Origin of the sequence: Enterococcus sp. DIV0421 (assembly GCF_051713745.1) — a bacterium.
Taxonomy (GTDB): Bacteria; Bacillota; Bacilli; order Lactobacillales; family Enterococcaceae; genus Enterococcus_D; species Enterococcus_D casseliflavus.
Genome location: NZ_JBIOQM010000001.1, coordinates 978,138 through 1,004,483, shown reverse-complemented (window position 1 = coordinate 1,004,483; position 26,346 = coordinate 978,138). Strand labels below are relative to the sequence as shown.

24 protein-coding genes and 1 other annotated feature are annotated in these 26,346 nt (G+C 43.3%); of the genes, 15 read left to right on the top strand and 9 right to left on the bottom strand.

Going from position 1 to position 26,346, the window contains the following annotated elements:
* Positions 1 to 12 precede the first annotated feature (12 nt).
* Positions 13 to 1,035, bottom strand: a complete 1,023-nt coding sequence (locus IGI96_RS04825) for a lactonase family protein (protein WP_060791538.1) — start codon at positions 1,033 to 1,035, stop codon at positions 13 to 15.
* Positions 1,036 to 1,153: 118 nt separating this feature from the next.
* Between IGI96_RS04825 and IGI96_RS04820 the strand changes: the two genes are divergently transcribed.
* The 5 genes from IGI96_RS04820 to IGI96_RS04800 all read left to right on the top strand — a co-directional run bounded on the left by IGI96_RS04820 (position 1,154) and on the right by IGI96_RS04800 (position 5,761).
* Positions 1,154 to 1,507, top strand: coding sequence for a PTS glucitol/sorbitol transporter subunit IIA (locus tag IGI96_RS04820; protein ID WP_005228025.1), 354 nt, complete (start codon positions 1,154 to 1,156; stop codon positions 1,505 to 1,507).
* Between the two features lie 15 nt (positions 1,508 to 1,522).
* Complete coding sequence (locus IGI96_RS04815) at positions 1,523 to 2,704, top strand: AI-2E family transporter (RefSeq protein WP_005228027.1); 1,182 nt, start codon at positions 1,523 to 1,525, stop codon at positions 2,702 to 2,704.
* Between the two features lie 281 nt (positions 2,705 to 2,985).
* Positions 2,986 to 3,555 carry a TetR/AcrR family transcriptional regulator gene (locus IGI96_RS04810; protein WP_086337853.1) on the top strand — a complete coding sequence of 190 codons (570 nt, stop codon included), beginning with the start codon at positions 2,986 to 2,988 and terminating at the stop codon, positions 3,553 to 3,555.
* A gap of 33 nt (positions 3,556 to 3,588) precedes the next feature.
* A complete protein-coding gene (locus tag IGI96_RS04805) occupies positions 3,589 to 4,128 on the top strand; it encodes a flavodoxin domain-containing protein (protein ID WP_086337854.1) in 540 nt (179 codons plus the stop codon).
* Positions 4,129 to 4,450: 322 nt separating this feature from the next.
* Entirely contained in the window at positions 4,451 to 5,761 is a 1,311-nt protein-coding gene (locus IGI96_RS04800; protein ID WP_086337855.1) for a family 20 glycosylhydrolase, read from the top strand.
* Positions 5,762 to 5,987: 226 nt separating this feature from the next.
* Here IGI96_RS04800 and IGI96_RS04795 read toward each other — a convergent pair whose 3' ends face one another.
* Positions 5,988 to 6,848 (bottom strand): MurR/RpiR family transcriptional regulator, encoded by an 861-nt coding sequence (locus tag IGI96_RS04795; protein WP_005228070.1) that lies wholly within the window; start codon positions 6,846 to 6,848, stop codon positions 5,988 to 5,990.
* 216 nt (positions 6,849 to 7,064) lie between these two features.
* Between IGI96_RS04795 and rpsO the strand changes: the two genes are divergently transcribed.
* From rpsO to celB, 4 genes are all read left to right on the top strand, one after another.
* Entirely contained in the window at positions 7,065 to 7,334 is a 270-nt protein-coding gene (gene rpsO, locus IGI96_RS04790) for a 30S ribosomal protein S15 (RefSeq protein WP_005228072.1), read from the top strand.
* 470 nt (positions 7,335 to 7,804) lie between these two features.
* On the top strand, positions 7,805 to 9,922 hold the full coding sequence (gene pnp, locus IGI96_RS04785; protein WP_005231801.1) for a polyribonucleotide nucleotidyltransferase: 2,118 nt from the start codon (positions 7,805 to 7,807) through the stop codon (positions 9,920 to 9,922).
* A 210-nt stretch (positions 9,923 to 10,132) separates the two neighbouring features.
* Complete coding sequence (locus IGI96_RS04780) at positions 10,133 to 11,533, top strand: glycoside hydrolase family 1 protein (RefSeq protein ID WP_086337856.1); 1,401 nt, start codon at positions 10,133 to 10,135, stop codon at positions 11,531 to 11,533.
* Between the two features lie 2 nt (positions 11,534 to 11,535).
* Positions 11,536 to 12,876, top strand: coding sequence for a PTS cellobiose transporter subunit IIC (celB, locus tag IGI96_RS04775; protein ID WP_086337857.1), 1,341 nt, complete (start codon positions 11,536 to 11,538; stop codon positions 12,874 to 12,876).
* Between the two features lie 81 nt (positions 12,877 to 12,957).
* Here the strand turns inward: celB and IGI96_RS04770 are convergent, their stop codons facing one another.
* The 5 genes from IGI96_RS04770 to mvk all read right to left on the bottom strand — a co-directional run bounded on the left by IGI96_RS04770 (position 12,958) and on the right by mvk (position 19,254).
* On the bottom strand, positions 12,958 to 14,880 hold the full coding sequence (locus IGI96_RS04770) for a heavy metal translocating P-type ATPase (protein ID WP_086337858.1): 1,923 nt from the start codon (positions 14,878 to 14,880) through the stop codon (positions 12,958 to 12,960).
* A gap of 294 nt (positions 14,881 to 15,174) precedes the next feature.
* A complete protein-coding gene (fni, locus tag IGI96_RS04765) occupies positions 15,175 to 16,215 on the bottom strand; it encodes a type 2 isopentenyl-diphosphate Delta-isomerase (protein ID WP_086337859.1) in 1,041 nt (346 codons plus the stop codon).
* Positions 16,212 to 17,294 (bottom strand): phosphomevalonate kinase, encoded by a 1,083-nt coding sequence (locus tag IGI96_RS04760; protein WP_438784900.1) that lies wholly within the window; start codon positions 17,292 to 17,294, stop codon positions 16,212 to 16,214. Before IGI96_RS04760 ends, fni begins: the two co-directional genes overlap by 4 nt.
* A gap of 36 nt (positions 17,295 to 17,330) precedes the next feature.
* The gene (mvaD, locus tag IGI96_RS04755; protein ID WP_086337860.1) at positions 17,331 to 18,329 is read right to left on the bottom strand and encodes a diphosphomevalonate decarboxylase; all 999 of its coding nucleotides are present in this window, start codon (positions 18,327 to 18,329) and stop codon (positions 17,331 to 17,333) included.
* A complete protein-coding gene (gene mvk / locus IGI96_RS04750) occupies positions 18,322 to 19,254 on the bottom strand; it encodes a mevalonate kinase (RefSeq protein WP_176323942.1) in 933 nt (310 codons plus the stop codon). Before mvk ends, mvaD begins: the two co-directional genes overlap by 8 nt.
* Before the next feature lie 305 nt (positions 19,255 to 19,559).
* On the opposite strand from mvk, the gene IGI96_RS04745 reads away from it, so the two are divergent.
* Both IGI96_RS04745 and IGI96_RS04740 read left to right on the top strand, forming a co-directional pair.
* Positions 19,560 to 20,204, top strand: a complete 645-nt coding sequence (locus tag IGI96_RS04745; protein ID WP_010749130.1) for a deoxynucleoside kinase — start codon at positions 19,560 to 19,562, stop codon at positions 20,202 to 20,204.
* An 89-nt stretch (positions 20,205 to 20,293) separates the two neighbouring features.
* Positions 20,294 to 21,166 (top strand): magnesium transporter CorA family protein, encoded by an 873-nt coding sequence (locus IGI96_RS04740; protein WP_438784899.1) that lies wholly within the window; start codon positions 20,294 to 20,296, stop codon positions 21,164 to 21,166.
* A gap of 29 nt (positions 21,167 to 21,195) precedes the next feature.
* Here the strand turns inward: IGI96_RS04740 and IGI96_RS04735 are convergent, their stop codons facing one another.
* Positions 21,196 to 21,831, bottom strand: a complete 636-nt coding sequence (locus tag IGI96_RS04735) for a pentapeptide repeat-containing protein (RefSeq protein WP_010749132.1) — start codon at positions 21,829 to 21,831, stop codon at positions 21,196 to 21,198.
* A 333-nt stretch (positions 21,832 to 22,164) separates the two neighbouring features.
* Between IGI96_RS04735 and nox the strand changes: the two genes are divergently transcribed.
* The 4 genes from nox to rplT all read left to right on the top strand — a co-directional run bounded on the left by nox (position 22,165) and on the right by rplT (position 24,975).
* Positions 22,165 to 23,499, top strand: coding sequence for a H2O-forming NADH oxidase (nox, locus tag IGI96_RS04730; protein ID WP_005228102.1), 1,335 nt, complete (start codon positions 22,165 to 22,167; stop codon positions 23,497 to 23,499).
* Positions 23,500 to 23,598: 99 nt separating this feature from the next.
* Positions 23,599 to 23,722 (top strand) — a sequence feature (ribosomal protein L20 leader region).
* Between the two features lie 47 nt (positions 23,723 to 23,769).
* Positions 23,770 to 24,291, top strand: coding sequence for a translation initiation factor IF-3 (gene infC / locus IGI96_RS04725; protein WP_005228103.1), 522 nt, complete (start codon positions 23,770 to 23,772; stop codon positions 24,289 to 24,291).
* Positions 24,292 to 24,351: 60 nt separating this feature from the next.
* Complete coding sequence (gene rpmI / locus IGI96_RS04720; RefSeq protein ID WP_003128650.1) at positions 24,352 to 24,552, top strand: 50S ribosomal protein L35; 201 nt, start codon at positions 24,352 to 24,354, stop codon at positions 24,550 to 24,552.
* Between the two features lie 63 nt (positions 24,553 to 24,615).
* A complete protein-coding gene (gene rplT, locus IGI96_RS04715; protein WP_010749133.1) occupies positions 24,616 to 24,975 on the top strand; it encodes a 50S ribosomal protein L20 in 360 nt (119 codons plus the stop codon).
* A 37-nt stretch (positions 24,976 to 25,012) separates the two neighbouring features.
* On the opposite strand, the gene IGI96_RS04710 is transcribed toward rplT, so the two are convergent.
* A complete protein-coding gene (locus IGI96_RS04710) occupies positions 25,013 to 26,239 on the bottom strand; it encodes a tyrosine-type recombinase/integrase (protein WP_438784898.1) in 1,227 nt (408 codons plus the stop codon).
* Positions 26,240 to 26,346: the final 107 nt, after the last annotated feature.

Sequence of the window (26,346 nt, the reverse complement as noted above, 5' to 3'; positions counted from 1 at the left end):
TCCTCCAAAACTTTATTTTTTGAATAAGACGCAGACACATTCTGGTGCGTAGATGTCTTTTTCTAAGACAGTCAATTTGCCAGTGGCTTCATCGCGTTTGTATAACGTTAGGTTATCAGAATTTTGGTTGGCACAAACGAGATAATCGTTTGTCGGGTCCAAATCGAAATCGCGAGGGAAGTCGCCTTCAGTCGAGATTGATTGAACAAAAGTCAGGCCAGCGCCTTCATCGGTTACTTCAAAAACAGCGATTGAATTATGGCCGCGATTTGAGCTGTAAACAAAACGGCCATCGTTCGAGATACGTACCGCAGCGCCACTGTTGAAATCCGTAAAGTCCGCAGGGATCGTTGGCACCTTTTGGATTTTCTCAAAACTGCCATCTGCTTCATTGTAGCGTAAAACAGTCAATGAGCTGTCTAATTCGCCCACTAAGTAAGCGTATTGGTTATTTGGATGGAAGACCAAATGACGTGGACCAGTTCCGTCTTCTGCCACGTAAACGGAAACTTCTGTCAGTTTGCCATCTTCTGAAATATCATAAGTATATACCCGGTCTGTTCCAAGGTCACAAACTGCTAAACGTTGGTCTGGTGTTAAGTCAGTATAGTGGACATGAGGTTTGTCTTGGTTTTCATGAGAGCCGACGGGTTCATCATGGTAGATGCTGTCCGTTGCTTCGATGCTGCCATCCTCTAGAATTTTATAAACATTCACTTCACCTTTATGGTAGTTGGCACCATATAAAAGCTGACGGGTTTCATCAACTGCTACATAGCAAAGTGGTGCGCCTTCTTCCGTTGCGGTATTCAGCAAGGTAAAGTCTGGGGTATAAGCAGCTGCGCCGCCGTTGCCATCTACTTCTGTGACGCTGTAAACTGCTTCTTTTTTACTGCGGGCAAGATAAGTCGGACTTTTTTCTTCCGCGCATAAGGTCAAATCGGTCAGTGTTCCTTTTTCCGTATCTAAAGCGATCGAATAGATCCCTTTACTTTCGCGACGAGTGTACGTACCTAAATAAATCGTTTGCAACATAAAAAAACCTCCTAATAGTTTCATTCCTATTTAATTCTACCATAGAATGCGGTTTTGGGCGGGTAGAAAAACTCTTTATGTTATAATAAACAAGAAGATAGAAAGGGGAGTTTGTCATATGAAAAAAGGGACGATCAAAGAAATCGGTCCACAAGCGATCGATTCGCAAGAAAGAATGATCATCTTTTTTGGGGAAGAAGCGACCGACACACTGCGAGAATATTCAGTCATTCAAACGATTCCTGATTCGCAAGCGTTAGTCGTCACAAAAGGGGACCAGATCACTTTTGGTGATCAGACCTATCAAGTCCAATATGTAGGGACGGTCGTAAACCAAATCCTGCAAACGATCCAGCATGTGACCTTTGTCTTTGACGAAGTGCCGGCTGAAGATCAGCTTTCAAGTGCGATTTATTTAACGCCAACTGTTCTGCCGAAACTAGAAGTCGGCATGCAGGTGACGTACGACTAGGAGGCAAAGAATGTCATGAAAGAAACGCAGAAAAAGCCGCATTCCTGGTTTTGGAAATGGTTTTTAAACAATCAAGCAGTGACCAGCTTGCTGGTCATTTTATTGATTCTCTTGATTTTGCTGCTCTTTACGAAAGTGTCGTATTTGTTTGAACCCGTCTGGCAATTTTTAGCCATCGTCGGATTGCCAATCATTTTGGCGGGGATCTTGTATTACTTGATGAACCCCACCGTCGACTACTTAGAACGCAAGGGAATCAAACGAATCTACAGTATTTTTGGTCTCTTTATTTTAGTGGTTGGTCTGATCGTCTGGGGTGTGGTGGTGATCATCCCTAAGATCCAAGAGCAATCCATGAGCTTTGCGGATAATTTGCCAGGCTACTTGACGATCATCGAGAATAAGGTGAATGAGATCCTCTCTGATCCAATCTTCTCACAAGTCCAAGAGCAGATCGAAGCCTCCAATGAGAAGCTGATTTCTTCTTTGACGGATATCGTCCAAAACCTTTCCCGCAGCACGATTCAAAATCTAGGCAGTTTCTTCGGCGCCGTTGCAACGATCGTTTTAGCGGTCATTACCATGCCATTTATTTTGTTCTACCTACTGAAAGATGGCCGTAAACTAGCCCCTTATTTTGTTAAATTTCTGCCAACCAAAATGCGCCAGCCATCACTGGTCGTCTTAAAAGAGATGAACGATCAAGTATCCTCCTATATTCGGGGACAATTGACGGTGGCGTTTGCGGTCGCAGTGATGTTTATGATCGGGTTTAGTATCATTGGCTTAGATTATGCCATCACACTGGGGATCGCAGCGGGATTTCTAAATTTGATCCCTTATTTAGGATCTTTTTTGGCCATGATCCCTGCGGTCTTTTTAGGAATCGTCGGTGGACCCGTGTTACTGATCCAAGTGCTGATCGTCTTTGTCATTGAGCAGACCATTGAAGGCCGCTTGATTTCGCCATTAGTTCTAGGAAACGAGTTGTCGATTCATCCTGTCACGATCCTGTTAGTCCTCTTGACTTCAGGAAAACTGTTTGGCCTTGTTGGGGTCATTTTAGGGATTCCTGTGTATGCGGCAGCTAAAGTGGTCATTACCCATGTGTTTGAATGGTATACGCGGGTTTCCTCCTTGTATGAAGAGGAAGAACCGATCCCCGAAGCGCCACCAGAGGACACCCCAGAAGTGTAGCAGCTTCGAGTGTAAAAGAGCCCATACGTATTATCTACGGTACAGCCTTTTTCTGTGGGCTGTACCTTTTTTATGCGGATAAAAGAGCCAGCAATCATTGGAAAGTAACGGAAGATTTACACCCTATGAACGATGATTTGTGAGAAAGCGACAGCTCTTTATTCAATAGAAAGAGCGAGGGATAGTGGCTTGGATCCAATTGACTTCGAAGGAACTAAAGAATATAATCGATTTATATAAAGAGTTTATATAACGAAACTTGTGCTTAAGGAGGGCAATGAATGCCGAAACAACGAATAACAAAGGAAATGGTGGTTGATGCCGCCTTTGAGATTGCACGAAAAGGCGGTATGGAGCAAGTGATCGTCAAGAACATTGCCGAGAAGTTAGGCTGTTCAGTCCAGCCCATTTATAGTTACTGCACCAATATGGAGGGCCTGCGAACAGAAGTAGAGCAGAAAGCACGGCAATTTTTACAAGCGTATCTAGAAGCCCATAGCGACCCCCAGGATCTGTTTCGCAGTACCGGACACGCGTATTTGCAATTGGCGAAAGAAGAACCCCATATTTTGAGTATTTTTGTCTTACAAAAAAGAGCGAATGTTTCGTCATTAGAAGATCTGTATCAGTTGGAGACGAATCCTCAAGTAGCCCAAAGGATTGCCGTCGATTTGACTATCAGTATAGAAACCGCCAAACAGCTACACATGCATATGCTCATTTACACGATCGGAATCGGTACGATTTTCTCAGTAACGACACCCGGTATTCCACTAGATGAAATCTATGCACAACAGGAAAAAGCGTACGAAACGTTTTTAGAACAAGCAATAGCTGGCACAAAACCATAAGGTGCAGTCCTAACTGCAGAGAGGAGTTCCCCCATGAAAAACGGCATGATTGTTTATCAATCGAAATACGGCGCTGTCAAAAAGTATGTCCACTGGCTTCAAGATGCAACAGGTTTTTCCAGCCTAGAAACCCCAAAAGCGAAAATAGCTGAAGTAATGGATTATGACACAATTATCTTCTGTGGGGGAATCTATGCTTCGGGTATTGCTGGACTGTCCTTTTTAAAAAAGAATACCAACCAGCTAAAAGACAAAGAGATACTTATCTTTTGTGCGGGAGCCTCTGCTCCTGAAGAAGATGTTGTGAAAAAACTCAGAGAACAGAATCTCACGGGTCCGCTAAAAGACATCCCCCTTTTTTACGGCAGAGGACAATGGCAGGAAAGCAAAATGAATTTCTTTGATCGAAACTTAGTGAAAATGTTAAGAAAAGCTGCGGCTAAGAAAGCGCCTAACACCTATGATCCGCAGATGAAGGCGCTCATGGAAGCCAACGGACAAGATTGTGATTGGACAGATAAAAAGTACTTGGGTCCGTTGGTGGATTATTTGGAGCAGGGACTGTTTCAATAGTAAAGGCCAATTGCAGCTCAGCTGATTTTTCTTTTGTAGTAGTGTAGGGGAGAGAATCATCATTGGGAAGCTGGCTCTTTTTCCCATTCACATCCTTCCAGAAAAGTTATAACGAATCGATCGACAACTACATGAGAATTGTTGGCTTTACTGGGATGATCGTTTGAATAGGCAATTAACCAACATACACAGGACCGGCTTTTCTGATTAGTACTTATTAAGAAATCTCTCAAAATGAAAACGTTCTTATAATCAGGTGTTATGATAGAAAGGAACCTTCATAAAAGGGAACAAATTATTAATTGTACTGGGAGAAACGAAGATGAATGAAGCACACAATGAATTCGTAGATTATAAAAAAGCAACCGCTATTTTTGCAACAATGGGCTGGCAAATGCCAGACCACCAACCCCAAATCGTTCTCAGGCCATCACTTGATGCAGATTTCCGTTTTGAAAAGCAACGGATTATTGTCTCAACTCCTGAGAAGGTCTATCCTGCTACAACGAAATACTGGCGAGATTTCTTTACTGATCAGTTGCGGGAAGGTTCTTATACGGCGGCTATCCCCGAACGTTGCTTAATGATCGATATTGGTCGCAAATTTTACTCCTTGATGGATTTAAAAGCTGTCGTTCGTAGTATGGCTTGTTTCCAGTTTACCCATCTACAGCTACACTTTTCCGAAAATGAAGGATTTCGCATTGAATCAGAGCAATTTCCAGAAATCGTTTCGGAGGAGTATTTGACCAAACAAGAGATCCGTGAATTGATCGCATATGCCCACGAACATCGCATTGCCATCATTCCGGACTTTGATTCTCCCGGTCATTTGCGGCAAGTGTTGGCTCAAAAACCCGAGTGGCAATTACCGACAGCCGATGGTACGCGTGATGATCGAGCACTGAACATTTTGGATTCAGAAGCGGTAGCTTTTATTCAGGAAGTTTATCGGGAATATGCGCAACTGTTTGAAGACAGCACCTATTTTCATATTGGTGCCGATGAGTTTATTGATTTTGATCATTTAGAAAACTTTCCGCAAATGATCGAAGCAGCCCGCGAGCGCTATGGGGAAAAAGCAAGTGGAATCGAAGTCTTTATTGATTATGTCAATGAGCTGGCGGCCTTTGTTGAAAGTCTCGGCTTTGTTGTGCGGGTCTGGAATGATGGATTTTACCGCTTGAATCGCCAAGAGCAGACAACATTGACGGAGAATTGCCAAATCTCCTATTGGACCCGGTGGAACCAGAATATGGCGCCGGCAGATGTCTTTTTTGAAAAAGGCTATACAATGATCAATCACAATGATAATTTTTTCTATTATGTCTTAGGAGAAGCGGCAGGCTATACTTATCCAACCTACGAAAAAATCAGCAATGAATTCCAGTTGACGACGTTTGCCAATGGACAACAAGTTGCACAGGAACAGCTTGCCCAAACACAGGCGATCGCTTTATCCGTCTGGGCGGATGTACCTGAGGCTCAGACTAGTCGTGAAGTGATCCAAGCGATTTTTTGGCTCCAAGCGGCCATCGCACAAAAGGTGTATCAAGAAAAAGACCGCCCAAAAGCTGCGTATCAAAAACTATTTGATTCGTGGGTAGTCTCGTATTTGGAGGAGGGGCAATGAGGAAAGTAGTCGCGAGCAAGGAGAAAACAGGAGCGGATTTTATCTAGCGAGACAGAGTAAGAATGAATGCAACGTCCAGTTCATTCTACAACGGGGATCATTGCTTAGCATAAAAAATAGAGGCTGATGACATTCAGCCTCTTGTCTTTGATTGGTAAAAAACGTTTCATCAATGGGTAGAGTCATCGCTTTAATAAAGAGTAGGAGGCTATAGCTCCCTAACATTTTACAAATACTTCTCACGAAAATCAGCGATGGCTTGGCGTGACGCGTAGATATTGCGTGCCAGCTTTTCATTTTTACTTAAAAAGACATAGAAAAGGACATCGACCGCTAATAGGTGGGCGATGATTGAATTGGTAGCGGCACTCCGCTGGTTGGCTTCTTTGGAACGGGACACTTGCAGGGGAACATCCGCCAACTTCGTCAACGGATTGCTACCAAAGCGGGTGAGTGACAGGATCGGAACGCCAAGATTTTTAGCGATTTCGGCTAAGTGAACCATCTCAGGCGTGTGTCCACTGTTGGAAATGACCCAGACCAGACTTTTTTTCTCGTTTTTGACAAGTTGCGGCAACAAGAGATTGTAGTCATTTTCAAACACGACGATCTTGCCTAAACGAGTCCATTTTTGTTGGATATCTTGTGCGATCAATGAGGAAGCACCGATTCCGCAGACAAAAATGCGTTCACGAGTCGCGATCAGTTCAGCGGCAGCCAACATCAGCTGTTCTTCTAATAATTGGGCCGTCTCATTCATGGTCACCTGGGCATTGTGGCTCAATTTTGAGGTGATGGCATGAAAGGGCTCGTTTAATTCAACATCGGCATAACCTAAATGCTCATTGGCATTGTGGCGCAAGCCGGATTCGGCAGATAATTGTATTTTTAAATCTGTCAAACTAGCAAAGCCGGTTTTTTTCGCAAAACGTACAACGGTTGGTGCACTGATCCCAGTGGCTTCTGCTAATTGACTCGCAGTCATCGACGGCACTTTTTCAGGATTGGCCTCCATGAATGCGAAGAGTTTCTTCTCAGAAAGCGATAATTCATTTTTCATGCTCTCGATTCGGGAAAGAACGCTCATCCTTACACTTCCTTTAGATAGAGTAGTATCCTAAGTATAACATAAGTTTTGGAGGAGCTTTCAAAAGAAACGAAAAGAATAGGTAGATAAACTTGCTTTTTTACTTAGAATCAAGTAAAGTAATTACGTGTGAAAAGCACAGTACCTGTTACTTGGTTTAACGAATCACCAACGTTTTACTCAGTCGCAGGGGAAAAAGAAAAAGAGGTGAAAAACATGGCAATTTCAAAAGAACGCAAAAACGAAATCATCAACAAATTTGCACGTCATGAAGGAGATACTGGTTCTCCAGAAGTTCAAATCGCTGTTTTAACAGAAGAAATCAACCATTTGAACGAACATGCACGTATGCACAAAAAAGACCACCATTCATACCGTGGGTTGATGAAAAAAGTTGGACATCGTCGTAACTTATTAGCTTACCTACGTCAAAAAGACGTACAACGTTACCGCGAATTAATCCAAGCTTTAGGATTACGTCGTTAATCAAACAAAGAAAAGTGAGGTTCAACCCGAATCTCACTTTTTTGCTATGAATCACTGCGACTGGGCGGCGCAAGCCGCACAGAGCAGATGATGAATAGTACTAGGCGAGAGCAGCGAGCGTAGTGACCAAGCAGCGGAATCACTGCGACTGAGCGGCGCAAGCCGCACAGAGCAGATGATGAAACCTACTAGGCGAGAGCAGCGAGCGTAGTAACCAAGCAGCGGAATCACTGCGACTGCATTGTCGGCTAAAACAGCTGATGCAGTCTGACAGGTAAGCTTGAGCCATCTAAAAAGTGAAACACCGAAATAGCGGCCTTTTGACTGGTGAATCAAAAAGCGCAGCCAAAAAGAATTTTGGGTCCTTGTAAGCAGCATCCTACTAACCAAATGAAAGCAGCGGAACGACATTCCGATTTTTTCATTTGTTTAGTAGTGACTTGCTGGGATCCGATGAAAAGGAGCAGAACATGACAGAAAAACAAGTATTTAAAACAACTTGGGGCGGCCGCCCATTAGAAGTAGAAGTTGGCCAATTAGCCAAGCAAGCAAACGGAGCTGTATTGGTTCGTTATGGCGATACGGTTGTCCTAAGTGCAGCGGTTGCATCTAAGGAAGCAAAAGATACCGACTTTTTCCCATTAACGATCAATTACGAAGAAAAAATGTATGCCGTAGGGAAAGTACCTGGTGGCTTTATCAAACGCGAAGGACGTCCAAGTACGGAAGCAACCTTGACTGCCCGCTTGATCGACCGTCCGATCCGTCCAATGTTTGCGGAAGGCTTCCGTAACGAAGTACAAGTTACAAACATCGTAATGAGTGTTGAACAAGATTGTACGCCTGCAATGGCAGCAATGTTAGGTTCTTCTTTAGCGTTATCTATTTCAGATATCCCGTTTGACGGACCGATCGCTGGTGTCGATGTCGGTCGGGTCAATGGCGAATACGTCTTGAATCCAACAGTAGAACAAGCAGAACAAACCGATATCGAATTGACAGTAGCTGGAACGAAAAAAGCCATCAACATGGTTGAATCAGGAGCGAAAGAAGTTTCTGAAGAAGACATGTTAGGTGCGTTATTATTCGGTTTTGATGCTATCAAAGAATTGGTTGCCTTCCAAGAAGAAGTTGTCGCAGCTGTGGGCAAACCAAAAATGGAAGTCAAATTGTTACAAGTAGATGCTGACTTGAAAAAAGAAATTTTCGACGGCTACTACCAAACAATGAAAACTGCTGTTATGACGGAAGAAAAATTGGCTCGTGAAGACGAGATCGATAAAGTCAAAGACACAGTGAAAGAAGTATATGCAGAAAAATTTGCTGGACATGAAGAGGAAGCACAATTCTTGAAAGAAGTGAAACAAATCGCAGAAGATCTTGAAAAAGATGTGGTTCGCGAATTGATCACCATCGACAAGATTCGTCCGGATGGCCGTCAATTAGACGAAATCCGTCCATTGGCATCAGAAGTTGGCTTATTGCCACGTGTTCATGGTTCTGGTCTATTTACTCGGGGACAAACTCAAGCATTGTCTGCTTGTACGTTAGCACCTTTAGGTGAACACCAAATCATTGATGGATTAGGGGTTGAAGAATCAAAACGATTCATCCACCATTACAACTTCCCTCAATTTTCTGTTGGTTCGACTGGTCGTGCTGGCTCACCAGGACGTCGTGAAATCGGTCATGGTGCATTAGGCGAACGTGCTTTAGCACAAGTGATTCCTGATGAAACAGACTTCCCTTACACAATCCGTCTAGTTGCAGAAGTATTAGAATCAAATGGTTCTTCTTCTCAAGCAAGTATTTGTGCAGGAACCTTAGCGTTGATGGATGCAGGGGTGCCAATCAAAGCACCAGTTGCAGGTATCGCAATGGGACTTGTATCTGATGGTGAAAACTACACGATCTTAACTGATATCCAAGGCTTAGAAGATCACCTTGGCGATATGGACTTTAAAGTTGCTGGAACCAAAGATGGGATCACTGCGTTACAAATGGATATCAAGATCCAAGGAATCACTGAACAAATCTTGACAGAAGCATTAGATCAAGCGAAAAAAGCGCGGATGGAAATCTTAAATGAATTGACATCAACATTGGCTGCTCCTCGTGAAGAGTTAAGCCAATACGCACCGAAGATCGAAATGATCCAAATCGATCCTGCGAAGATCAAAGATGTAATCGGTAAAGGCGGCGACACCATCAATGGCATCATTGATGAAACTGGCGTGAAAATCGATATCGATCAAGACGGAAAAGTTTCGATTGCTTCTGCTGATGCAGAAATGATCCAAAAAGCCATCAAGATCATTGAAGAATTGACGAAAGAAGTAAAAGTTGGCGAAGTGTACCTTGGGAAAGTTGTCCGTATTGAAAAATTTGGTGCGTTTGTCAACTTGATCAAAGGCAAAGACGGCTTAGTTCATATTTCACAACTTGCGAACGAACGGGTCAACAAAGTGGAAGACGTTGTCAAAGAAGGCGACGAAATCTTAGTGAAGGTTACAGAAATCGACAAACAAGGTCGTGTGAACCTTTCAAGAAAAGCACTATTGAACGAAGACAAAGCAGAGAAAAAATAAGCTGCTACTTCTAAATCATAAGCAAAGTCTAGGAAACTGGACTTTGCTTTTTTTGTGTCTAAGTAACTGCTCTTCAAGAGGGTCTTACTTGACAGGAGTTATTTTTTGCGTTACCGCGAAAAATAAGAGATAATTCAGAATATTGTCTTTGCCATGCAAGCAATAATTCTAAGATGTCAAACGCATCTTATTTAGGATAAGGAGTACGATATGAAACAAACATTTCCAACCGATTTTTTGTGGGGAGCATCGATTTCCGCGCACCAAACCGAAGGGGCGTATCAAACCGACGGTAAGGGGCTGAGTGTCCAAGATACTCGTCCAAGAGACAACCATGAGATTGCTGATTTTACAGTGGCTGTCGACCATTACCACAAGTACAAAGAGGATATCGCCTTGTTAGCAGAAATGGGGATCAAAATTTTCCGCTTTTCGATCGCTTGGTCGCGAATTTTTCCAGAAGGGCGCGGTACTATTAATCAAAAAGGCTTGGATCATTACAGCGATGTCATTGATGAATTGCTAAAACACGGAATTCAGCCCTTTGTGACGTTGAACCACTTTGACTTGCCGCAAGCATTGGAAGACGAAGGCGGCTGGACAAAACGCAGCACTGTTGATGCATTTGCCGCATATGCCAAAACGCTGTTTACAGCCTATGGGGATCGAGTGACGCACTGGCTGACGATCAATGAACCAAATATCATGCTGCTGGTGGATCAAAAAATATTAGGGAAAAAGATTCCATTATCAGAAAAATACCAGCAATTTCATCACCTGATGATCGCTGAAAAATATGCCTTCGAAGCGTGTCATGAAATCGTTCCAAATGGCAAAATCGGACCGGTGCCGAATATTTCGTTGGTTTATGCGGCGACTAGTCGACCAGAAGACAACCAAGCAGCGTTGTATTTCAACAGTGTCCGGAACTGGGCTTACCTTGATTTTTCCTGCTTCGGTCGTTACAACACGGTCTTTCAAGATTATTTGAACCAAAATGGGCTCACGATTGACTTTGGTCCGGAGGATGAGGCGTTGATGAAACGGGCTCTGCCTGACTTTGTCGCGATGAACTTCTACACCACAGTGACAGTGGAGCAGCCGACGGAAGCCGGGGATATGAAAAACGGTATCAGCGATCAGCAAAGTGAAGACATTATGGAGCGTGGTTTTTACAAAGGGTTCACCAATACGTTCTTGAAGAAAAATGCCTTCAATTGGACCATCGATCCCTTGGGGCTGAAAACGACGTTGCAGACTCTTTATGATCGTTACCACTTGCCGATCATCATTACCGAAAACGGCTTAGGGGCAGAAGATCATCTAGAAGCAGATGGCACGGTTCATGATCCGTACCGTATCGATTATTTGTCGCAGCATATCAGCCAATGCTTAGCCGCGATCAATGCTGGGGTGGATCTGATCGGATACAGTCCGTGGTCTGCCATTGATTTGATCAGTGTACACGAGGGGATTCGAAAACGGTATGGCTTCATTTACGTGGATCGCAATGATGCACAGGAAAAAGAACAAAAACGAGTGAGAAAAGACAGCTTTTATTGGTATCAAAAGCTGATTGAAGAAGGGGCGATCCCTTCGTTGGAGGAGTAACGATGACAAGTGTTTTTACCTTTTTAGAAACGCGTTTGATGCCGCCTTTGAATAAGTTGGCGAATTTACGCTTTATTCGCGCAATCATGCAAGCAGGGATCATTACGGTCCCTTTTACGATCGTCGGATCGATCTTTTTGATCATCAATAATTTACCGCAGATCATTCCACCACTGGCTGGCTTTTTCGAACAAACGATTTTACGATTTTCACCGCTCTATAGTGTCGTGACCACGATGTCTGTCGGCTCGATTGCTGTTTTTTATTGTTTAGCAACAGGGTATTATTTAACTGAGATTTATCATAAAGAAGATCATTTGACTATGAGCAGTTTTGTAGGGGCGTTATTAAGTTTGTTTGCCTTTTTAATGACGATCATTCAAGTCGACATTACCGACGGGGCAGCTCAATTGCTGCAGTCAGAAAGCGAAACTGCCATTGTTTACAATGGAATCGCCATAGGCGGTTGGATCACACGCTTTAGCGGGGTAGGCATCTTTATTGGGATCATCACCGCAGTGCTTGCTACGTCGGTCTATCGTTTTTGTGTAAGAAGAAAGATCACCATCCAGATGCCTGAAGGAGTTCCTGATGGAGTCAGCAAAGCATTTGCGTCATTGATCCCAGCGATTTTGATCGCCTTTTTGATGGTGGCGATCAACGGGGGACTGGCGGTTTTCCACACGGATCTTCACGGATTGCTGTCCAAACCCTTTGAATTCGTGAAAGAGTTGACGGGTTCTTGGTTAGGAATCATCGTGATTATGCTCCTTATCCATCTCTTATGGGCAGTGGGGGTTCATGGGACGGCTGTTATTAAAAATAGTTTCATCAATCCCATCCTGTTGGTGGCTCTAACGGAAAATATCGATGGTGCCAATAATATTTTTGCTGGGGATTTCGTGAACATGTATATTTTTATGGGCGGCGCAGGAAGTACGCTTGGATTGGTTTTATTGATGCTGTTTGTGGCAAAATCACAACAGCTCAAAGTCTTAGGAAAAGCAGCGATCTTACCAGGACTTTTTAATATCAATGAACCAGTGATCTTCGGGGCACCGATCGTCTACAATCCGTATTTGATCATCCCCTTTATCGTAACCCCTTTGATCAACGTCACGATTGCTTACTTTGCTAGCTCATTTGGCTTTGTCGATAAAGTCATTACTGGCATTCCCTGGATCTCGCCAGTCGGAATTGGGGCGTTTTTAGGAACCGGCGGTGATTTCCGAGCCATCCTGATCGCTTTGATCAATTTAGGGGTTTCCATTCTCTGCTATTATCCATTCTTTAAGATGTACGATGGCAAACTCTACACGGAACAACTTGCCAATCACGCATAAATAGGAAAAAACAGCAAAACGCCCGTTGATGGACTTCTAGTGAAGTGCCAACAACGGGCGTTTTTCTAATGCAAGTAGTGATCACGTATGCAAAGACTGTTGATACAAGACGCAATCATCACAATCTTTGCGAGTTGGTTTGGCTTGCTGGGGTGTTTCTTTGTGTAATGGCAAAAGCATACGCAACCCGTTTAAGATAACTAAGATCGTGCTTCCTTCATGACCCACGACCCCTAGAGGCAGCGTGAGAAATTCAAGGAAGTTTGAAGCAATCAGCAACAAGATGACGCTGATAGAAAAGACGATGTTTTGTTTGATGATCCGCTGTAATTTTTTAGCCAAACGGTGACTGTCGACCAAGCGCAGCAAATCATTTTTCATCAAGACGATGTCCGCCACATCCATTGCGACGTCAGTTCCTTCGCCCATCGCGATCCCCACACTTGCGGTCGCTAAGGCGGGGGCATCATTGATCCCATCACCGACCATCGCATTGATTTTGTAGGTTTCTTTCATTTCTTTGATCCGAGTGGTTTTCTCATCAGGCAGGCAATCACTTTCGTAGTCAGACAAGCCGATTTCTGCTGCGATCACTTTAGCAGTACCTAAATGATCACCCGTCAGCATCGTCGTGTGAATCCCCTGCTCATTGAAGTAGGCAAGACTCTCGCGAGCTTCAGGACGGGGCTGATCCAATAGCGCTAAATACCCTGCTAACACACGGTCACGATTGATATAAATCAAGGTTTTTCCAGTTGCTTTCAATTCGTGGATGCGAGTTTGCTCACTGGCAGCAACAGATGTTAGATCGACTTCTTTTCCAATCGTCCAATGGGCAGCTTGGTAAGTGGCGGCTAGACCGACCCCCGCTTGTTCTTCCACGGCTAATTCCAATGGCTTTTCATCGTGAAAATACGCCAAGATCGCTTCAGCCAATGGGTGATTTGATTGTTTTTCCATCCCGACGATCAGTTGGGGAATAAAGGGTTCATCCAGCAACAGATGGACATCAGTGACAGCAGGTTTGCCACGAGTCAGCGTTCCGGTTTTGTCAAAAGCGATCGCTTTAACATTGGCAAAGGCATCCAAGGCTTGTCCGCCTTTGCATAAAACGCCCAAACGAGCAGCGTGAGAAATGGCTGCTAAGGTCGCAGGAGTAGCAGAGGCGACTAAAGCACAAGGAGATGCCACCACCAGTAAGACCATGCCGCGATAAAAGCTTTCTTGGAACCCCCAATTCGTGAAAAACGTACACAAAACGATCATTAGCGGGACGGCGATCAAGACGATCGGCACATAGATCCGTTCGATTTTCTCTATCAGGGTCGCCGTTTGACTTGGCATTTGCTGTGCTTCTTCCACCAATTGAATGATTTTTGCAAAGCGAGTGTTTTCACTCGTTTGAGTAACTTCAATGTACAATGGCTGTCCGAGGTTGATGGTTCCGCCAAAGACTTCACTGCCTAAACGTTTCTCGACAGGAATGGATTCGCCACTGATGGCCGCCTCATCAACGCTGCTGCTTCCTTGGATCACGATACCATCGATTGGGATCGCACTGCCTTTTGCCACCATAATCGTATCTTTTAACTGAAGGGCTTCCACTGGTACTTCGACGAGCTCGCCACTTTCAATCATTTTTAAGGCAGTCGTTGGTTGCAGTGCCATTAATGAACTGATTTCTCGCGTACTTTTGTTGGTCGTATATTCCTCAAGGGCACCGCTCAAACAAAAGATAAAGGTCAACATCGCCCCTTCAAACCAATGACCAATGATACAGGCACCAATGGCGGCTAATGCCATCAATAGATCGACGTTCAACCGTTTGTCGTGCACCAATTCTTGCGTGCCTTCCCAGGTTTGTTTCCAACCACCAGCAAGAATCGCTAACAGATAAGGGACAAAGCTATAAGGAATGGAAAAAGATGCCATAAGAAAGCCAGTTGCCATCAATAGCAAACAAGCGATCGTTGAAAAAACAGCCGACGATTCTGATTTACTCATAAGAAACGCCTCCTTTTGAATGTAGTCTAGGAATGAAAAACCGATCCTTTTCTCAAGAAATAATCGATTGTTCCTCCCTCAACTTGAGCATAGCACATTCGAAAACAAGATGGTAAAAAAACAACGTACCTGATAATGAAAGTGATTATCAAGTAGCGATTAAATAACATCGATATCCAAATGTTAAATGGATAATTCTCTATTATAAAGAAAAGCGCACAAAAAAAGCAGCACAATAAAAAACGAATTGTACTGCTTTTGCTTATTCGATGTGGTAGTCAGCGATTGGATCGCTTAACGCAAACTATACGTTGCTAAGGGAATCTGACGTGCTTCACACCACTCTTTGACAGCACCAGAAAAAATCAGCTGAACCTTGGTAAGGTCTTTGGTGCTTGTCTGTCCTGCCATTGTGTAGAGCAGCTGCAGCTGTTCCTTCCATGATTGTAAGGTGGCGATGGTTTCTTCTTTGCCTTTTGACAAAAGCAGCACGATGATCGTGGCGGATAGTCCTACGCTATTTGCACCAAGGCAAAGTGCTTTGAAGATATCGTAAGCATCCCGAACTCCGCCTGAAGCGATGCGGGTAAAGGGCTGTTGGATCTCATTTGCTTCCAGCAAGGAAATCACTGTGGATTGACCAAAGGTGTCTAAATACGCCAATTCACGTTTTTTTCGACGAGCATTTTCGATTTGAGTAAAACTTGTGCCGCCGCTGCCAGCAACATCAATCGTTTGTACGCCGATCGCCAGTAACTGCTGGATCGTTTCACGGGACATCCCAAAGCCGACCTCTTTTACGACAACCGGAACGGCAACAGAAGCCATCGTTTTTTCCAATAAGGACAGCCATTGGCTAAATTGACGATCGCCTTCTGGCATCACTAATTCTTGCGGTGCATTCAGATGGATCTGCAAGGCATCGGCTCCAAAGAGCTCCACTGCCCGTTGTGCATTTTCAATGGGACTGCCCGCGCCAATATTGGCTAATAAGAAGCCGTCAGGATTGGCTTTACGGACGATACGGAAAGAATCGGCGACACTTGGGTCTTTTAAGGCAGCCGAAACGGAGCCGGTTGCCATCATCAAATCACAGGCTTGTGCGATCTCTGCTAACTCTTGATTGATTTTTAAGGTTTTTTCACTGCCGCCGGTCATGGCATTGATGAAAAAAGGGCTGGAAAATGAGCGGTCAAAGACAGTCGTCGCAATTGACACATCAGCCACGTCAATTTGTGGAAACGACTGGTGAACCAAGCGAACTGCATCAAAATCGTTGCTGTGTTCTTTATGGAACGCTTTTGCTAAGGAAACATGTTCATCTTTTCGATTCATGATAGGTCCTCCCGGTAATGGTAAACATGCAGCGGCAAGGGGGTGATCTCGGCTTTTTCCCACGCACTCATCAATGGTAAAATACCGGTTTTTTGGTCAACGATCACGATACCGCAATCGCCGCCGCCGGCACCGGAAGATTTGGCTGCACCACAATAATTTTCTGCTAGATCACAAAGCTTTTTAAGTGCTGGAGTTTCAATCGGCACACCAGTCAGTGCGGACAACTCCCGCAGGAGCTTTCGATTTTCCGTGATCATTTTTTTGATCGTGCGACTGTCTTCATTTAAGAAACCGTCGATCAATCGATTGACGCAGTCTTTGCTGGCTACTAAAAAGGCGGCATAGGCGTTTTCTTTTTCTTCTTTGGATTGATAGACTTGATCCACTAAATCAGAGGTGGAGGCAGGAGAGCCTGTCCAGCCAATCAGCAGTCGAAGAGATTTCGGAACCGTCAAGGGACGGATCGATAATCCTGGCCAATCGAAAGCGATCAATTCTGTTAAGGTATGGTCTTTTTGTTTGGCTAAGACCCAGTCGTGATCGAAGGTTGAAAAAGCGATCCAGCCGCCATAACAAGAGGCTGCAATATCACCGCACGACCCATTGCCTTGAACAGCGAGATGGGCAAGAGCCGCAATTTTGAATTGGGTCAACCGATCCATGTCCATTTGATAGTACAGATTCAATGCTTTGACCGTGGCAACAGTCACGGCACCGCTGGAACCGAGGCCATATTTGCGACCATTCGAGTTATCCAGTTCACTGGTCACTTTTAAATCGTAAAAGGAAAGGGGAATGCCTTTTTCTTGGGCATATTTTTCCGTCAGACGAATGGCTGCCAAAATATAGTGGAAAGGGTTATCCCGATGGTCTAAGACTAATTCACCTTTGCGCCGCGTCCAGCGAATCGGCAGGTCGCTGTATTGGGCAGACTGGATGCTGCCGTTTTTACGGGCCTCTTCCACAGTGACCGTAATAAATTGGTCAACGGCAACGATGATTGCAGGATGACCAGGTTCGACAACCGCATATTCACCAGCAATAAATAGTTTTCCGGGAACGGATAGTTCAATCATTTCGACACTCCTAATCGATGGCTTCTTAATGGCTTCTTAGTTGATGGCGGAAGATTCTTCCACCGGTAAAAAGGCTAATCCTTTGCCCGCATGAGCAGTTACTAATTGTTCTGAGGCAAAGTGAGCACTTAATTCACGTAAAATCGTTTGTTCTTCTTGTTTTTGGCATAAAACTTTGACATTGGGACCAGCATCCATCGTGAAATAGCAAGCCAATCCTTTTTTTCGCAGCATTCGGACACATTCCATAGCTCGTAAAGATTCAGAAGACCAATAAGTAAAAGGTGGTTCGGCGGCTAAGGTCGTTCCATGCATTTTCAAGGCGTTGGCCTCGGTCGTTTCACCTAAAGCAGTAAAGTCTTTTTCGGCAATCGCTTGTTTCATTTTCACGAGATCGCTCGCAGTGGCAGAAAGCCAGCCCGGATAAAAGCTCGAGGTTTCAACGGTTCGGCGCATCCCCTCACGACTGGAGACTTCTTTGGCTTGTGCGTTGATCAAAATAAAGATCATACTCAATTCTTCTTCCCAGCCATTCGACGGCACTTGGGTGGCAAAAGAAGTCTCATCGGTGCCTTGATGCCATTCAGCAAAGCCGCCGTAAATACTCCGACACGCCGAACCAGAACCGCGACGGGCCAAACGTGATAATTCTTGCTCCGACAAGTTTAAGTCCAGTGCTTCACTACAGGCACCCGCCAAGGCCGCTAATCCGCTGGCAGAAGAGGCAAGTCCAGCAGCGGTTGGGACGAAGTTTTGACTTTCCACCGTGGCATACCACGGGCAGTCCGCTTTTTTTCGTACCAGATCCAAAAAGTCCGCAACTTTTTTTGTGGCAGCGTCTGTTTGCACCACGCCATCCAATGTAAAGCGATCCTGCGTATAATCGGGTGAAAAAGCCACCGTTGTTTCTGTGTAAAAAGCATCGAGGGTCAGGGACAAACTATTGTTCATCGGTAAAATGAAGGTTTCGTCTTGTTTTCCCCAATACTTGATCAATGCGATATTCGTGTAGGCACGAGCCTTTCCCTTATACATGTTCATAAACTCCTAATCCTTGTATCCATGCCGCACGAGCGCCATCGGACAATAAAATACGGCTGATATTCTCAGCCTGTTCCTTCGTTTTGGTTAGTGCGATCATACAGCCGCCTCGGCCCCCGCCGGTCAGCTTCGCCCCATAAGCCCCGTGTGCCAATGCTGAGGAAACCAACTGATCCAGTTGCTGATTGCTGACCCCTAGCTGCTGCAGGGCCTGATGGGCGTTGTTCATGCTTTCACCTAATACTTCTAATTGATTGGCTATGATGGCCTCTTTGGCTCTTTTGGTTTCAATCCCTAAACGCTGGATCGCTTGACTGGCCAGCTGCTTGCTGGTTTCAAAAAGATGGGCGACACTTTTGACAGCTTCTCTCGTTTGCCCTTTGATACCAGTATCAGCGACGAGCAAATAACCGTCGATCGTGAGGGGAAACGAAGTGATGGGATGTCCTTTGATAAAGTAAATGGCATCCGTCCCGCTAGCTGCTGCAGCATCGATCCCGCTAGGATTGCCGTGAGCGATTTTTTCAGAAAAGTTGACATAGGTCATCAATTCTTCTTTTGTAACATCTTTTTTGATCCAATCAAAAAAAGCGCGAGTCAGTGCAACAGCGACCGCCGCGCTAGAACCCATTCCCCGTTCAGAAGGGATGGTGCTGACGATGGAGGTTGCAAAAGGACCCGTGTGGAAATCTTGTTGCAGACGATGCAGCAAGTCTTTGACATTTTTTAAGTGGCTGGGGACTTCTTCAAGCAGACCGTGATAGTAACTTGAAATCAAGGTGTTTGTTTCATTTGCTGTGATCTCGACTTGTACTTTTGCTCCCGCAAAAGGGAAAGCAATTGCTGGTTCACCGTAAACAACTGAATGTTCACCCATTAAGATGATTTTTCCTGTAGCTATGCCAGTACCAATTGACATTATTTTCCTCATTTCTCTAGGGAGCTTACCCCACATGATTCATTTATCGTTTGTCAGTCAATTGTAACTATCTCCTGACAAAAACACAATTTAATTAAAGATCCTTTCCTATTTTACTAGAAGAAGGCTCTTTCGTTAAGCATTCCGTATGAGATTTCAAAAAAAAGCAAAAATCTTTAAACTTTTATTGAAAAACTTCTTGATCTGTGCTTCAAAAGTTTCAGTTGACGGCACAAGATATAGTATTGTATAGTTGATATCGCAAGTGCAACATACAATATTTAGTGATGAGTGAGTTGGGGGATATGAGCGTGATCGTATTAGCAGGAACGATTGGTGCCGGTAAATCAAGTTTGACCGCATTGATCGCCAATCATTTTGGCAGCCAAGCCTTTTATGAATCGATCGATGACAATGAAGTGTTACCATTATTTTATGCAGATCCAAATAAATATGCGTTTTTACTGCAAATCTATTTCTTAAATAAACGATTTGAAAGTATCAAGCAAGCTATGAAAGACGACAATAACGTCTTGGACCGTTCCATTTATGAGGATTCACTGTTGTTCCATTTAAATGCGGACCTTGGGCGAGCAACCGATACCGAGGTCAAAGTCTATGATGAATTGTTAGCCAATATGTTGGAAGAGCTGCCGTATGCAGCCCACAAAAAGCATCCAGATCTTTTGGTGCATATTCGCGTTTCTTTTGAAACGATGCTCGAGCGTATTGAAAAACGTGGGCGGGAATATGAGCAGTTGACCTTTGATCCTTCGTTATACGACTACTACAAAGAGTTGAACAAACGCTACGATCAATGGTACGAAGAATACAATGAGAGTCCAAAGATCCAGATCGATGGCGATCAATTCAATTTTGTCGAAGACCCGCAAGCGGCACAGGCCGTTTTAACAATGGTGGAAGATGCTTTGAAAGACGCCCGCAAATAGCAATAGCCGATACAGCCAGAAAAGTCCTTTGATTGGGCTTCTGGCTGTTTTCTTTTATAATAGAAGAAAGCAAGAGTGGAGGATGGACTGTGGAAAACAAACATGTCTTTTATGATGGAAACTATGAATGGATTCAAGTCGACCAGCAAGACGCAAAAAGCGTGATGGCACTACAAAAACAATATCATCTGTCGGATGAGATGCTTACGTATTCTCTAGATAAAAACGAACGCGCACGAGTCGAATACGATGCCGAAGAAGAAGCATTGCTGCTGGTTTTCAACGTACCTCAGCAAGAAAAGCGAGACAATCACTTTGAGACCAGCCCAATGACGTTTATTTTAAAAAAGAAGCAGATCTTTACTTTTGCCTCCCATGATACCCGCTATGTGATTCCGATGATGGAGCGCTTGATCCTGCAAAAGCCGCAGCAAACACCGCTGCACTTTTTGTTTCAAAGCTTATTCTTGATTTCAGGCACGTTTTTTCCGCTAGTCGAAGAAGTCAATAGTGAACGGATTCGCTTGAATCAGCGACTACGGGAAAAAACCACCAATAAAAACCTGCTGCAAATGTCCGATTTGGAAGTCGGTTTAGTCTTTTTAGTGTCTGCCACGAAACAAAATGCGGTCCTCTTGGAGCAGATCAAAGCGTTATCCATTTATCGCTTGATGGATGATGACGAGCGGGAACAGCTGGATGATGCCCTGATCGAAGCCAAACAGGCAGTGGAAATGACGTTACTGGCTTTTCAAATTTTAGAGCAACTATCTGGAACCTACAATAATCTGTTAAACAATAACTTGAATGATACCATGAAGTTTTTGACCGTTTGGTCCCTCTTGTTGACTGTGCCTTCCATCGTCACCAGTTTCTTTGGCATGAATGTTCCACTGCCTTTTACCAATAGTATTTTCGGTTGGGGGATTGCCTTATTGATCAGTTTAGTGTTATCCATCTAAATGTTGATTGCTTTATGGCGCAGAATTCGTTAATCGATCACCAAACCTAGACCGGCGGCGATGACCAAGGCTTGTTCTTGATCGACCGTTAGCCCCCGCAATTGTTCAAAGGACAACGCGATCTTTTGAAATTGATTGGTCCGAAAATCTAAAGTTGCTAATTTTGTGTGAAACCAGTTGCTATTGTTCAACTGGTTTTCTTGTAGCGTCAAGTGTTTCCAATCCATTTCATAAAACTCACTGTCGTTTAGTTGGCACTGACGAAACAGCATCGTCCGTAAATTGGTGTTGCTAAAAGAAGCAAAGTTTGCCACGCAATCTTCAAAGGTGCAGTCACGGAAATAGCTTTCCGCAAAATTGGTGCCAGTCAATTTGCACTGTTTAAAGTGAACCCGATGAAAGCTGGCGCCAAAACATTCCAGATTAGAAAAATCGCAATTCTCAAAAAGAACGTTTTGGCATTCCCATTGACTCAAGCGTGTTTTTTGCATCGTCACTTTCTTGAAATGACATTGCTTCAAGATGAGATTTTTGCAAGCATCATAGCTATAGTCACCGCCTTCGAAGAAAGCACCTTCGAAAAGCAGTTCTTCTTCTAAATAAAAATCCTGTGGCTCTAATGCCGACAATAAGGGCGGTAGTGGCAATACGATTTTTTTCTTCATCAAGATCCCATCCTATCTGTTTTTCTCTTCAGTATAACACGGCGAATCGCTGCCGCAATAGGTACGAAAAAGCAGTAAAATATTGTGAAATTTATTCAATCGGTTTGCAGAATGCTTTTATAACAAGGGAAATCTTTAGGTTTAAATACATAATTTTTCACAATCTTTTTGCTTGCAAGACGAAAATAATTTTGATATAGAAACTTGATTCGCTGAAAGTGACGTATATCAACGAAAAACTGTCATAAATTTTTAAAATCGCGAAAAAGTTGATAGTTTTCAAATTCACAAGCAAGCTATAATGACAATGTAAACAAAAGGAGGAAATTTTCCATGACAAAAACAGTTATTATTGGTGCAAACCACGCGGGGATTGCTGCTGCCAATACACTATTAGATAACTACAAAGACCAAGAGGTCGTAATGATCGACCGTAATACAAACTTAAGCTACCTAGGTTGTGGGACTGCTTTATGGGTTGGACGTCAAATCGATTCATACGAAGGCTTGTTCTATACAAAACGTGAAGATTTTGAAGCAAAAGGTGCAAAAATCCATATGGAAACAGTGGTTGACCATATCGATTTTGAGAAAAAAGAAGTGCACGCTGTAACCAATGACGGTGAAACGATCGTTGAATCTTATGATAAAGTTGTCATCGCAACTGGTTCGGTACCGATTTCACCAAAAGTACCTGGACGTGACTTGAAAAACATCCATTTCTTGAAAAAATTCCAAGACGGACAAACGGTTGATAAAGAGTTAGCATCAGAAGACGTGAAAAACGTTGCCGTTATCGGTGCTGGTTACATCGGTGTTGAAATTGCTGAAGCAGCAAAACGCCGTGGCAAAAATGTGTTGCTTTTTGATGCAGCGACACGGGCATTGCCAAACTACTATGACAAATGGTTTACAGAAGATATGGACAAAAACTTAGCTGACAATGGCATTGAATTGCATTTCGGTGAATTAGCACGTGAATACAAAGGAACAGAGAAAGTAGAAGCAGTTGTAACAGACAACGGCGAATACCCAGTTGATCTCGTGATCAACGCGATCGGTTTCTTACCAAACAACGAGCTAGGCAAAGATCATTTGGAATTGTTTGCTAACGGTGCGTACTTAGTGGACCGCCATCAACGGACAAGCGATGCAGATGTTTACGCAGTCGGTGACTGTGCAACGGTGTATTCAAATGCTTTGCAACAAACAACGTATATCGCATTAGCAACGAATGCCGTACGTTCAGGGATCGTCGCTGCCCATAATATCGGCGGAACGTCTCTAGAATCAACAGGTGTTCAAGGATCAAACGGGATTTCGATCTTCGGCTACAACATGGTTTCAACTGGCTTGTCAGTCGAAGCTGCCGAACGTAATGGCATGAAAGTGAAATACTCTGATTACGAAGATACCCAAAAACCAGGCTTCATGAAAGAAAATGCGACAGTTAAGATCCGCATCGTCTATGAAGAAGAAACACGCCGCATCGTTGGTGCACAAATGGCGTCACGTACATCTGAAATCGCAATGGGCATCCACATGTTCTCACTAGCGATCGAAGAAGGCGTAACGATCGACAAGATGAAGCTATTAGATATCTTCTTCTTGCCTCACTTCAACCAACCATACAACTACATCACGATGGCTGCATTGAAAGCAGAATAAGAAACACGAAAGTCGGAGCGTATGCTCCGGCTTTTTTTTGAAACAATCATGAAAACTGTTGACAATAAGAGAAAAAAACAGTATACTATAAAAGTTGAGAAATAAAAGCAGAAGCACCCGCTTCTCGCCTGAGTGAAGATATCGCTGGGCAGAATAGGATTCCTACCATTTATTTGTGTGGAGTACGTGCGGGTTCGTGAAGAACTCGTTTTTTTATTGTCTGATTTCGAATCGACAAGCTTTTCTTTCTCTCAAAAAACTCGGAGGTGAATGACCATAGCAAAGGATATGATGGTAAACGACGGCATTCGTGCACGTGAATTGCGTTTGATTGATCAAAACGGCGAACAACTTGGTGTAAAGAGTAAAGCTGAAGCATTGCAAATTGCAGAACGAGCAAACCTTGATGTGGTATTGGTGGCACCAAATGCTAAGCCGCCAGTAGCAAGAATTATGGATTACGGGAAATTCCGCTTTGAGCAACAGAAAAAAGACCGTGAAGCTCGTAAGAAACAAAAAGTAATCAACATTAAAGAGGTTCGTTTAAGTCCAACGATCGACGTCAATGATTTCAACACAAAATTGCGTAATGCACGTAAATTCCTTGAAAAAGGGGACAAAGTGAAAGCTTCGATCCGTTTCAAAGGCCGTGCCATTACCCATAAAGAAATTGGTCAGAAAGTGTTAGATCGTTTGGCGGAAGAAACTGCTGATTTGGCAACTGTTGAGCAAAAGCCAAAAATGGATGGCCGCAGTATGTTCTTAGTATTAGCACCAAAAAACGATAAATAATGACTCACTGAGTTTCAGTTTAAAGTCAGATAACGAAAGATTTTGAGGAGGAAATTAGTTATGCCAAAACAAAAAACACACCGCGGATTAGCAAAACGCGTAAAACGCACTGGCGGCGGCGGATTGAAACGCTTCCGTGCCTTTACCAGTCACCGTTTCCACGGCAAAACAAAAAAACAACGTCGTCAATTGCGTAAAGCTTCAATGGTTTCAGCTGGCGATTACAAACGTATCCGTCAACAACTAGCACGCATGAAATAAGTGCGTAACCCAAGCTTCACGTATACAAACAATTATCGATTTTCATATTAGGAGGAATTATACATGGCACGTGTTAAAGGTGGAACAGTAACTCGTAAACGTCGTAAAAAAGTGCTTAAATTAGCAAAAGGTTACTACGGTTCTAAACACACTCTATTTAAAACAGCAAAAGAACAAGTAATGAATTCATACAACTACGCATACCGCGATCGTCGTCAAAAGAAACGCGACTTCCGCAAATTGTGGATCGCTCGTATCAACGCAGCGGCTCGTATGAATGGCTTAAGCTACTCAAAATTGATGCACGGCTTGAAATTAGCTGAAATCGACATCAACCGCAAAATGTTAGCTGACTTGGCTGTAAACGATGCAGCAGCATTTACTGCATTAGCTGACCAAGCAAAAGACGCTTTAAACAAATAAGACTAAAAATGTTGATATATCAATGTTTAACCCCACATTAGGCAGTGGGGTTTTTCTTTTGACCCAGAGATTGACCCAGACTTTTTCCATTCCTCATAAATTCACCGAAAATATCCGCTGTTTCTTCTTTCCCTTCTTTGGTTACATGAGTGTATACGTTCATCGTTGTTTTTATATTGCTATGACCCAGACGTGCTTGCACTTGTTTCATACTTGCGCCTGCTTCAAATAATAGCGATGCATGAGTATGACGAAATCCGTGAGGTGTTATCTGATGCATAGATTTATTTTTACGATAAAGGGTATCGAGCCATGTTTGTGGTGTTCTTGGATTCATCAAGCCGTTATCCTCGTCTTTTGCAAATATTAGCTGCTCGATGTTAGAAATTAAGCCTAACGCTTCAATATTTTTCATTTGAGTGATTCGCCACTCTTTTAAGAGGCTAACAGTATCAGCATCTAAGCTTATTGTTCTATTACTTGCTTTGGTTTTGGGCTTTTGGATCAAAACAGAACCGTTTTTTCCGACTGCAAGTGTTTTATTTACTGTAAGTGTATGATGCTTAAAATCAATATCTCTCCAAGTAAGAGCGAGTGCTTCCCCTTTGCGCAAACCAGTATAAGCAAGCAGAGAAAAGAAAACAAATCGTTTAAATGGATAGTTGCTTTTAAGCTCATTAAGAAGCTCTAATAACTCATTTCGACCATAAAAATTAATCACTTCCGATTTAGCATCTTCTAAATCTTCAGTAGGAGAAGGCAAGATGATTTTCTCTATCGGATTAGATAGTATTTCTCCTATTGATTCAGCATACTTAAAAATCATCCCAGTATAATTGATATAACGTTCAAAACGATTCGGATGTTCTTTGCACCAAGCATTTGCTTGTTTTTGACAAGCAGTAACAGTAATAGCTTTAATTTTATATGAACCGAATGCTGGAAGAATATGTTTATCAAAGATGATTTTTGTGTTCCAAAAAGTACTTTCTTTAACTTTTGTTTTATATACTAGGTTAAACCAATCATCGAACACTTCTTTATACGTTCGATTTTTTGAACGTTCTTTGATACCATTTTCCGCTATTTCAATATCTAGTCTAGAATAAGCAAGTTTAGCTTCTTTTAATGATGAAAAGCCCCTTCTCGTAGTTTCTCTTTGTTTACCAGTAACGGGATCAATTCCTAAATATTTCTTGAACATGTATGCAGTTGAACCGTCTTTTTTTGTATACTTTTTAATTGGATTTGGCTTTATTGCCATTATATTTTTCCCTCCCAGTACCTAGCGTGGGGCGCTTGTAAGAGGTATGTACAGCACCTTAACCATCGTTAGGTTAGGCGGTGCTAATGATTGTCTATCGACAAGAT